This window comes from Terriglobales bacterium (genome assembly GCA_035764005.1).
Lineage (GTDB): Bacteria > Acidobacteriota > Terriglobia > Terriglobales > Acidobacteriaceae > Gp1-AA112.
In genome coordinates this window covers 1-10,475 of sequence record DASTZZ010000029.1, presented here as the reverse complement: position 1 = coordinate 10,475, position 10,475 = coordinate 1, and the positions used below count along the sequence as shown (strand labels likewise).

Genomic DNA, 10,475 nt, shown 5'->3' with positions numbered 1-10,475 from the left:
TTTTTAATTCGGCCATGCCCTGGCTTGCGCCACGGCTTGTGCCAGCGGACGTTCAACTGTTGAAACCGGCTCGCCCGCGGGCACCGTTATTTCAATGCGCGTTCCCTTTCCTTTGGCGGAGATCACGCGCGACACCCCGCCCAACATCGCAATTCGTTCCTTAATCCCGGCCAGCCCAAACGACTGCCGTTCCTTGCTCGCTCCGGACTTCGGCTGGATCCCGACTCCATCGTCTTCCACCAGCACGTGCACCATCTTGCTTTCTCGCGCCACCTGCACCGTCACGTTCTTCGCCTGAGCGTGCTTCGCCACGTTATGCAGCGCTTCCTGCACCACGCGATAAATCGCCTGCTCGGTCCCCGGCGCCAGCCGGCCCACATCGTCCGCAATCAGCACGCGCGCTTTCACGCCAGTGCTCTTGGCCAGATCTTTGGCCTCTTTCCGGATCGCCGCCACCAGTCCTAGTTCTTGTAGCACCAATGGCGAGAGCTTGCCAATAATCCTTCTGATACCTTCAATCGTTCGATCCACAACTTCCACTGTCTCGCGGATCTTCGTCTTCACGTTTCGCTGCGTGATCCCGCTCTCCATCATGCCGAGGTAAAGGCGAATCACCATCAGCGCCTGCCCCGTTTCATCGTGCAGCTCGCGACTGATCCTCTTCCGCTCTTCCTCCTGCACTCGCAAAAGGTGGCCGGAAAGTTCTGCAATGCGCTGCTCGCGCTCGCGTAGCGCGTCCGTCATCTGTGCGCGTTCAATCGCCAGCGCCGCGCGATCGCTGATCGCACGCATTAGCTCTCGTTCCGTCGGCAGCCATTCATACGGCTTGTTGAACCCAATCGCCAGCACGCCAATGGTTTCGCCTTCCGCTTTCAGCGGCACTCCCCATAGCGACTTCGCTCGCGCTCGCACCGCCGGCGCCAGCGTGCTCGCTTCCGCGCTCGTGTCCAGGATCATCGCCGGCTCGCCTGTGACTGCGATTCTTCCCGCAAATCCGGTGCCCAGTGTGACCGTGGAATCTTCCGGCACCGCGCCTTCCATTCCGACGGAATAAGCAACTTTCAGATGGCTGCGCTCCTGGTCCCGCAGCAGCACTGCTCCGATTGATGCATCGAAGGTTCGCGTCGTAATCTCCAGGACCTTCTGCAGCAGCACGCTCAAGTCTTCCGCCGCCAGCTCCGCGTCGAGTAGTGAGAGCAGCGCGTTCGATTCCAGCGTCTTCGCATCAAAGTACGCGCCGGAAATAATCACGAAGGAAACGGAGGAGAGCATCTCCAGCGCAGCTTTGGCCTCCCCTTCGCGTTCCGGAAACAGCCCGGATAAATACGGGTCGCATGAGAGCAGATACAGTTCCAGGCACCGCGCCACGGCGCGCGTATTCACCTGCAGCTTGGAAAGCCGCGTGCCGAAGTATTGGAGGTTCTCTTCAAATCCGGGAAAATCGTTGTGGCAGAAAAATTCGCACCCGGCAGAGGGTGTCAGGCGCTCCAGCGCGGACAGAATCCGCCCATCAAAGCCGAATTCTTGCGTCAGTTTCTCACGCCAGGAATGAGTTATGTCCGGGAAGTAGGGCTTTAACGCCTGCGCTACTTCAACAATCAGCTCTCGCGATGATTCCTTAAACGGCGGTACTGCTGTCACTCGACTTCTTCCTGTACTGCTGGGTTCTTACTGCTCGACTGCTGAGTTCTTACTTAGACTTCAGACTTGCTGCTGCTGGTTTTCTGAGGCCCGTTTGGTTCTTGGCTTTTAGCTCTTGGCTTTTGGCCTTTCACTACTTTGCGATCTTTGCGTCCGTCGCTCGGGGTCCCCGGCGCACGCTTCGTGTGCTGGGGGCAGGGTGAACTCCTGCCGCTATCAGTGTTTCTCTGTGTTCGTCAGTGGCTAATCTGGTTTTGCTTTTCCGATCTCGGCGATCACGTTGCGATCACGGCGATGTCGGCGATTCCTAGTTCCTAACCACTTGACGAAATGAGCCTTACCAGACTTTTGCCCTACGCAGCCCAAGACCTTACTTGTAAGGTATTTTACCCGAACCAGCCCTGAATGTGAACCAGATAGTTAGTATATTTCTCGCCAGCAGTTTAAAACCTTAGAAGAATTAAAAGCCTTTTGCAATCAATAATTTTGGCTGGAACGCGGGAACTCCTGCCCGCGAAAAGGGCTTCCAAGGTTTCGGCCACTGACAATCACAGACGAGCACAGATACATCCTCCGTGTTCTCTGTGGTAAATGGCTCCTGGCTTTTGATTTTTGCTACCTTCGTGTTCCTTCGTGTCCTTTGTGGTAAACGGCTCCTGCCTTTTGACTTTTACTACCTTCGTGTTCCTTCGTGTCCTTTGTGGTAAAAGGGGTTCAATCCGCGCTGATTCTGCGAAAATCCGCGGTAAGCCTTGACCTTTCGCGCCCTTCGTGCCCTTCGCGGCTGAGTCCTCCGTGTTCCTCCGTGTTCTCTGTGGTAAATGGTTTTTAGGGGTTTTACGACCTTCGTGTTCCTTCGTGTCCTTTGTGGTAAAAGGGGTTCGGTCCGTGCTCGTCTGCGCTCGTCAGTGGCTCAACCGGGTTTTGATCCGCGCTCACCCGTCCCGGCGCCTGCCCCGGCCTGCCGTGGGGCGAAGCCGGGGATCCGCGTTAGTCCGCGGTGTGGGTTGGCTCTATGCAACCTCTTATAATGTTTCCTGTTGATTTCCTATCCCAAAATTAGGATAATTCATGACGGAGAAAGCACCCTCGCCGGAACTGAAGCCGCTGGTCTGGATCGGCGACACACTCCGGGAGGTAAGAAAGTTCCCAAAGGGCGTCAAGAGAACGGTGGGCAGAGCGCTGGCGCTTGCCCAGATGGGAGCAAAACACCCCGCGAGCAAGCCCTGGAAAGGCGAAGGACCAGGCGTATTTGAGATCGTAGAAGACGATCAGGGGAGCACCTATCGGGCCCTGTACACAGTACGCTTCGCCGACGTGATTTACGCCTTGTATGCCTTTCAGAAGAAGTCGAAGAAGGGCATCAGGACTCCGCAACAGGATGTAGAGAACGTTCACAAACGGCTGCAAATTGCGCAACAGCATTACGAGGAGAGCCATGGCAAAAGGAACAGATGAAAACCAGGTTCAACCGAGTTCCGGGAATGTGTTCGCAGATCTGGGGCTGCTCAATGCCGGCGAGGAGCACACCAAAGTGCGGCTCGCCCTGGCTATTAATAAGCTGATTGAGCACCTGACCCAGGTAGAAGCTGCCCGGCAACTCCGGACGAAACAGCCCAACGTCTCCGCTCTTCGCAATTACCGGCTGGACGGTTTCTCCGCCGAACGGCTCATGCACTTCCTGAACGCGCTTGGCCAGGATGTCGAAATCGTTATCCGTAAAAGGCCGCGCTGGAGAGCGGCTGCTATTGTCGTCAGCGGCGCCGGCCTGGCGCTAAAGCGCAAACCTCGCTCGCGCAAACACTCTCCCGCAGCACAGCAAAAATCCGCTTGATGTTCCAATCCATGTTCAGCCCTGGCGGTCTGTGGCAAGTCCGTTCACCACAGAGGGCGCGGAGGTGGTGAGGACTGAAGAAGCACCTGAAGGGCTGTCGAGGTCTTTTGTAGCGCGGTTGGTTTTATGGACGCAGAGCTTCTCTCCTCAGGCAGAACTCTGAGAATCTATCGCATTACGATCAGCGAAATACTCCGGCTCAACCGGAACTGCCCCCAGTGCACAAGGGCCGGCGTCGCCTTTGGAGTTGAAGTATAAACCCGCTTGCCCGCTCTGAGCAGCTCGCGCGCGAGCGTTTTCATTTTGCCGCTCGGATGTGCATAGGCAATCAGAACCTCATCGGCCACAAAGCGATTGCGTTCTTCCGCCAGCTCGGTTGTGACCCGCCTCTGCTTTTCACGAATAGGGCGCCGTATTCTGAGCCGAGCAAATAATTGGCTCAACACTGGAATTCCTGGTGGTGCCTGTAAACAGATCAAGCCGGTAGTTGATGATTAATGTCCCGACAAAGGTGGGTGCAATTGCTCCAAGTATCGCAAAAGCTGCTTAGTCTGAAGATTTGGATTTCTAAACCAATCGGTTGACCAGATGCGATACAGCTTCCATTTGTATCGTTCGAGAATCTCCTGCCGTAAGCGATCACGTTCGCGAACCGAACGAGCACTGTGATAGGTTGCACCGTCACACTCAATGCCGCACAGGAACACTCCGGGTTTCGCTGGGTGTCGTACCGCGATGTCAATGCGGTAACCGCAGACACCTACCTGCGGCACTGCTTCGTAGCCATGCGCCTGAAGAACCTGGAGCACCCAGCGTTCAAAGTCACTGTCGCACTCTTCGCCCGTGGGGGTTGCGTTCACCACCATCCCGTCGCGTGCATACTGCAGATAGCGCTTAAGTACGCCTACGCCCCGGTGTTTACCCTCATCTTGAATGTCTTCCGGTGACATTGACGTGAAAACTGTCACCTTCTTCTTTGCGCGACTAAACAGAACATTCAGTCGTCGGTGTCCATATATCCCGTTAATCGGTCCAAATCTCTGATAGAAATTCCCGTTCTCGTCCTTCCCGTAGACCGTAGAAATGAAAATCGCATCCCGCTCGTCGCCCTGCACGTTTTCAAGGTTCTTTACAAAGTACTCTTCCAGCTTCCCATTCCATTCTTGGGCGTAAGCCGTCGCCTCTGGATCCGTCGCTATTTCCTTATCCAACAGCTCGCGGATAAACTCAGCTTGTTTCGCATTCACCCCCACCACTCCGAGCGACTGTTTTGGATAGTCCTTCATGAACTGAATGACTGCTTTGACTGCGGTTCTCGCTTCAATCTCATTAAGACCCCCTTTGTAGATCCCATTCGCCTGCACCAGTGACACACCGTATTCTGGGTCATCGTAGAACGGCGATGGGAAGACAGTGAGCTCATTCTGGTAAAACTCGCGATTCGAAAAGGCTATTAGCGAGTCGTGCTCCGAACGGTAATGCCACTTTAAGCGGCGCATGGGATGAAATCGCCCCGCGGCTGCCTCCAAGACGGAATCCTGCTTTGTCTCTTCAGCAAACTCATCGTCGTCATTCGCCTCGCCCCCCGACAGCCTCTGGAAAAAGGGGGTGGGAGGTAATTGCATCTGATCGCCAACAATTACGGCTTTCGCGCCACGCGCAATAGCGCCAAGAGCTTCTTCGGGACGAATCTGAGAGGCTTCATCCATAATTACAAGATCGAAACGCAGGTCGTGGGGATCGAGATACTGCGCAACCGACATCGGGCTCATCATCCAACAAGGCATCATATTCTGAATAGCGTTTGCGGATCGACTCAGCAGATCGCGAACCATGATGCGAGGGCGAGTCTGGCCTGCTACACGCGTGACGAGCGCGAGTTCAGTGAGTTGGGAAACTGGCCCCAAAGAATTGCCCGCCGGGACCGGACGTTGCGTCAGCTTTACAGCCAATTCTTTACGCTTAAGTTCAAGAGACTCTCGATCGAGCGTTCGGAATTGATTCCTAAGTTCTTGGTGTGTTGCTCCGCTGTGCCGCCGCAACCGTGGATCGTTATTCAATATTGCCTCTGCAGCAGATCGATAGAAAACAAACTCAAGTGCATTTGCAAGGTTGCGGTAATCCTCGCCTGCACTGGAATAGACGGAGAGAACAGGGCCGGCGCCCAGATCAACAGCAGCATCCTCCGCAAGCAGGAAGCTTAGATAATCTCGTAATGCCGAGAGGTGCTCAATGGCACGTTTGTTCCGTGCCCGGAGATCTTGTAGGGGTGCCAAGTCGAAGGATTCGACACCACTCCACAACTCCGGGTCGAGTTGAGCTGAAGTGGTGACCAAAGCCGCGAATTCGGTGATCGCAGAGCACTTACGCAACAGCTCCTCGCCCTGAGCCCGGATTAGAGCAATGTTTTCAGGCTGGTGGAAGAAGTGCTGAATTAAAGCTTCAGGAAGCTCGAGAGAAGCTACGGCGCAAGCAAAGGCTAACGTTGATTTCAATGCATCTTGCTTTTGACGCAGCGTTTCGAGCGAGCCCCCGACAAGATCGAGAGCGGCGGCATCGTGCGCAAGGCGCTCTGCTGCAGCCTCGCATTCTTGAAGGAGTCTAATCGATGAAGAGACATCCACTTCAGTGGAAGATAATTTGAAACGCGCGGCTAGGAACACATCAGCAGCGTCTCTGAATTTATCGGCCCTCGTGTTCACCCGTTCAACTGTCTGTAACCAAGTCGACTCGTTAGTGTTGGTTGCATCTCCCAAAATGGCATTCAGAGAAGAAAATGCCGACTGCTCCCGCATTGCAGCCAACCGATCCAGCTGAGGTACGGTCGCGGTGAAGAGGAACTCTTGAATGCTGGCGCCGATTTCGCCGAAACCGGCAAGCCGATGCCGAACCTCAGTCGCCCAATTTGACAGCTCTAGGAGTTCTGAGAACGGTGTCTCCAGTCCCGCGAACCATTCTCCACAGATGGGACGAAGGACAGGACTAGACGCGAAAGCATCAAGGTCGGCCAGATATTGGCTGCACGCGAGCAGATCATTGGCGATGTGGGTACGCCGATGTTTTTTCGAGGGGTCACGAACGATTCCGCGGAAAACCTGGCGCGCCCGACGGCACGAGGAACTGAAGAGTGAGGTTAGTGCGTTTGCTGAACGGAGAGCGAGACCATGAGACCGTAGGTCATCCGCTTTCGGAAGAACGTTGAGATCGAACTCAGCATCTAGAGTCGCTCGGCGACGGGTTAGAGCTGCGCTCTGAGCGGCGCTCCGTTCAAGCACTTTGTGATTAGCTTCATCCAGCACAGCTGCCGATCGCTTGCTCCAGATCCCACGAGACAATCTGGCAAGTAACTCCAAAGCAGTAGTGCAGCCGCGCAGTGCGCCGATTGACGCTTCTTTCAGCCCGACAGATCCTACTAAGGTGGTGCAGAAAGGTGTGAGGTGCGTGACTGTTTCAGCAGTACTTTGTGACTGCTGTCTGAGCTCTAGAACAGACGAAATCTCGAAATGCGAGACTCCTACGCTCTTCAGCTTATCGAGAGCGGATTGTATTGATTTGCTGCTGATGTGTCGTGCTGCTGCGACATCTTCGCAGACCGCTCCTAGCTCTGTTTCATTGCCTGTCAGCCTCCCAAACTGCTCAATTGTCGCGCGCAATCGCTCCCGATTTTCTCTTGAAGCACAATACCGGTATGCTTCGCCTGCAATTAGATGAGGTGGGACGGGTGCAATGACGACTTTGCGGCAAAGGATTTCAATTTCGCGCTGGTTCGACGGGAAAAGATAGCCAACGCCACTCTCAATAGATGATATGTCATCGAGGGCAGCGACTATTGCAGTATTCCAGGCAGAAATAAGCGAAAGCAAACGAGTTTCATCTAATTCCGTTATTTCAATATTCTGAAAACCACGCCAAGGATGTTCAGCCAGTTTGCCGAATGCTGCAAGTGCCCGCATTTGCGATTCGAGCGTGCGAGCAGCATCCACCATCTGCCGGTAAGTGTAAGGATCAATGTTTAATGGATTGCCAAACCGCGCATCGGCAATACCGGACAGTAAATCACGTCTTAGATCATCCCGCACTGCGCTGCCTAACAGTATGTCGTAGACTCTCAGTCCCGTCTTGCCAGCATCATCATTGACATGCTGCACGTAATACAGCAATTCGGTTCGCGTTTTTATGAGCGCCTCAGCGTTACCGCGCAGTTGATCGGGACGCAAACGAGGAGCTCGGTATTCAATGCGTGCCGCAAGCGAGTTGGTTACTGCCGCTTTTGAAGCCTTGCTCGAATGGAGCTCAAGGCAGAATGAGTTCAATCCGGCATCGTCAAGCCTTTTCTTCACCACTTCAAGTGCTGCCATCTTTTCGGCAACAAACAGGACGGTGCGACCGTCGTTCAATGCGGCCGCAATCATGTTTGTGATTGTTTGGGATTTACCCGTTCCGGGCGGTCCCTGAATTACCTGCGAAGATGCGCTCTTAAGAAGGTCGATAACGGCACTATGCTGAGATGAATCGGCATCGGTGATTAACAACGGCTCCGGTCCTTGGAGCGTATCAATTTCGTAATCTTCGGCATACCCAATGTTGCTTACTTCGGCTCCGGCGATTAAGGTACGCAGGACGGACCTCTGTTCGAGGGGATCTTCAGCGGGCCATCGGCGTGGATCAAGGTCGTTGTACATCGCGAGCGTCGAGAAGGTGAATAGACCCAGAGTGGCATAGCGACGCAATTTCCAATCGCGCTTCGCGCCAATTGCCTTTTCGACTCGCTTCAAATATGTCCCGAGCGGGTCGTCGTCCTTTTCATCCTCGATCCAAGCCGGCAGCGTGACTGCCATCTGCCTGAGTAGTTCCGCCAGCGCTACATTAACCTGGATCTCTTCGTTTCGGGTCTGGATGAAATATAAGTAGCGTTGATCGGCGAGCTGCCGCTCCAATGTCACTGGTACGAAAACTAATGGTGCATGCCGCTTTTCATCGCTGTGCTCGGATTCGTAATACTCCAGAAAGCCAAACGCCAGATACAGCGCATTATAGCCGGCGTCCTTTTCGAGAACGCGCGCCGAATCTCGCAAGCCGCTAAGTTTGCGCTCAAGGTCCTCAGCAAAAAAAAGAGTTTGGATTTTGGAGTCGTTATAGCGTCGAGCGACTTGACCGTTCAGGACCGGCAGTTCGTAATCCGGATTTAAGCCCAATTCTCGCGCCCGCTTGACAGGCTCCCAAGTTGGTTGGAATGGCGCGAAGCCGACCTTTAGCCGGATTCGATTGCGAAGCTCGCGCTCGATCTTTTGCTTCTGGCGAGGAGAAGGGTTCGGCCCCAGCTCTTTTAGGGCGGTTCTGTAATCGTCGTCTTCGGCTTTTCCTCGACGCAATAGCGTCTGGAACATAGGGGTTGATTCATCGCTGGGCGTTAGCTCGGGATCAGGGAGTGGTTCGAAAAATAGCTGTTTACCTGCATCGAGTTTCCCGAAGAGCTTTTCGGGAATCTCGTCGACAATTCGAATGTGGCTCCGGGAACGCTCGGAATGTCGGAAGCTTATCAAAGGATTTCGTCCGGTTAGATCAAGCAGCTTCGTTCGGTACTGCTGGATTACATTGCGGACGAACCCGTCCGTGCTTGACTGTGCGGTGCTGGTACCATGCCCCATATCTACAGGTACATCCCTTGCTGCGAGTTGCGCGATATCTTCAGCTCAAGACCAAGATTGACGCCGCTGGACTGGTTTTTGGGAGAAGACGAGGTCCTAGCCATAAGCAATGAAGGGGTGTATGCCTAGTTTATGTGAGTTGCGGTAATTTGCAAGGAAAAGAAGACGGCTCACTGCAGAGGTCGCAGAGGAAGGATGGAAAGCTCTTCAAAACACGAAGATAGGTCGGATAGCGAGCGAATCCAGGGATGGCATCGAATAGGGCTCATCTGCGCGTCAGATTCGAGGCACTCTTTCGCGTCCTTCGCGGCCCACCAGCCGCTAGAACCCAGTCGCCAGCAGCTGCTTCACTATTGATTCCAGCTCCAGCACCCAATACATCGGATGATCTGGTGATCGGGACATCGGGTGATCGGGAGATCGAGAATCGCCTTGATCGCCGCAATCGCGCGTCATCCACGGCAAGCCGGGACAGGTCGCCGGGGTCGGGAAGGCAAAACCTTCTCACCGCAAAGGCAGAGGGCGCGAATCGGGTCACCCGTCACGCGAGGCGCGCGCCGGGGACCCCGATCAGACGCCCTCAAATCGGCTCAGATCCTTCGGCTTCGCTCAGGATTTCGCCTTCGGGCTTAAACGCCGTCAAATCGGCTCAAGATCCTTCGACGTCGCTCAGGATTTCGCCTTCGGGCTCAGACGCCCTCAAATCGGCTCAACTTCCTGCGCCTGACTGATTCAGGATCGCGTTGCACGCTTTTGTTCTTCACCGACCGAAGCATCTCCGTCCGGAGCAGGCGGTTGGCTTTGGTCTGATACCCGCGTCCGCCCTGCTTGAGCCATTCAATCACGTCCACGTCCAGGCGCATCGTAACTGGCCTTTTCACCGGACGGTACCCCTGCCCTCGTACCGCACGTCCCATTTGCTCGGCCGTAAGCTCTGGAATATCTGATGTGTCGATTTCAGAATCGCGAATGGCCGAGATCTCTCTCAGTTGCCGCTTACGCTCAGCTTTCGTCAGGGAGTTGCGCACCGACGCAAGCTCACTTACACGCAGCCGGGTCTTTCTGCCCTGCTCATAGGCGAGGGCGTCTTGTAACGACTGCTCCAGTTTGTTGAAGATTTCTGTTCTGGGGTTTGCAGTGCCTTTCGTCTTGCTGGATTCGCGGGGAGGCTTCGGCGGTTTCAGCTGGTTGCTGGGGAGAGTGATCTTACCTTCGCGATGCGCGGCCATGTTTTTCACTCCGCCCATCAGCTCACCGAAAATATCGCGCTTTGCCATGATTTCAGAACACATCTTACCTCTGATTAACGCTGCTTCAGTGATCCACTGTGATTCAATCTGCGCTCGTCTGCG

Annotated in this window: 5 protein-coding genes; 2 read left to right on the top strand and 3 right to left on the bottom strand. The window is 54.6% G+C overall.

The genetic code is table 11. The annotated features are described in order from the left end of the window. Window positions 1-3: 3 nt before the first annotated feature. Complete coding sequence (locus tag VFU50_05220; protein ID HEU5232239.1) at window positions 4-1,641, bottom strand: GAF domain-containing sensor histidine kinase; 1,638 nt, start codon at window positions 1,639-1,641, stop codon at window positions 4-6. A 1,071-nt stretch (window positions 1,642-2,712) separates the two neighbouring features. Between VFU50_05220 and VFU50_05215 the strand changes: the two genes are divergently transcribed. Both VFU50_05215 and VFU50_05210 read left to right on the top strand, forming a co-directional pair. Further along, the gene (locus VFU50_05215) at window positions 2,713-3,099 is read left to right on the top strand and encodes a type II toxin-antitoxin system RelE/ParE family toxin (protein HEU5232238.1); all 387 of its coding nucleotides are present in this window, start codon (window positions 2,713-2,715) and stop codon (window positions 3,097-3,099) included. Beyond that, complete coding sequence (locus VFU50_05210) at window positions 3,080-3,475, top strand: helix-turn-helix transcriptional regulator (protein ID HEU5232237.1); 396 nt, start codon at window positions 3,080-3,082, stop codon at window positions 3,473-3,475. Before VFU50_05215 ends, VFU50_05210 begins: the two co-directional genes overlap by 20 nt. 494 nt (window positions 3,476-3,969) lie before the next feature. Here VFU50_05210 and VFU50_05205 read toward each other — a convergent pair whose 3' ends face one another. Both VFU50_05205 and VFU50_05200 read right to left on the bottom strand, forming a co-directional pair. Further along, window positions 3,970-9,123, bottom strand: a complete 5,154-nt coding sequence (locus VFU50_05205) for a DUF4011 domain-containing protein (GenBank protein ID HEU5232236.1) — start codon at window positions 9,121-9,123, stop codon at window positions 3,970-3,972. Between the two features lie 689 nt (window positions 9,124-9,812). Next, the coding region (locus tag VFU50_05200) for a BrnA antitoxin family protein (GenBank protein ID HEU5232235.1) at window positions 9,813-10,475 on the bottom strand (663 nt) is incomplete at its 5' end.

Coding starts and splice junctions, on each gene's coding strand:
- VFU50_05215 (HEU5232238.1), top strand. CDS start 2,713: ATGACGGAGAAAGCACCCTCGCCGGAACTGAAGCCGCTGGTCTGGATC.
- VFU50_05205 (HEU5232236.1), bottom strand. CDS start 9,123: ATGGGGCATGGTACCAGCACCGCACAGTCAAGCACGGACGGGTTCGTC.
- VFU50_05210 (HEU5232237.1), top strand. CDS start 3,080: ATGGCAAAAGGAACAGATGAAAACCAGGTTCAACCGAGTTCCGGGAAT.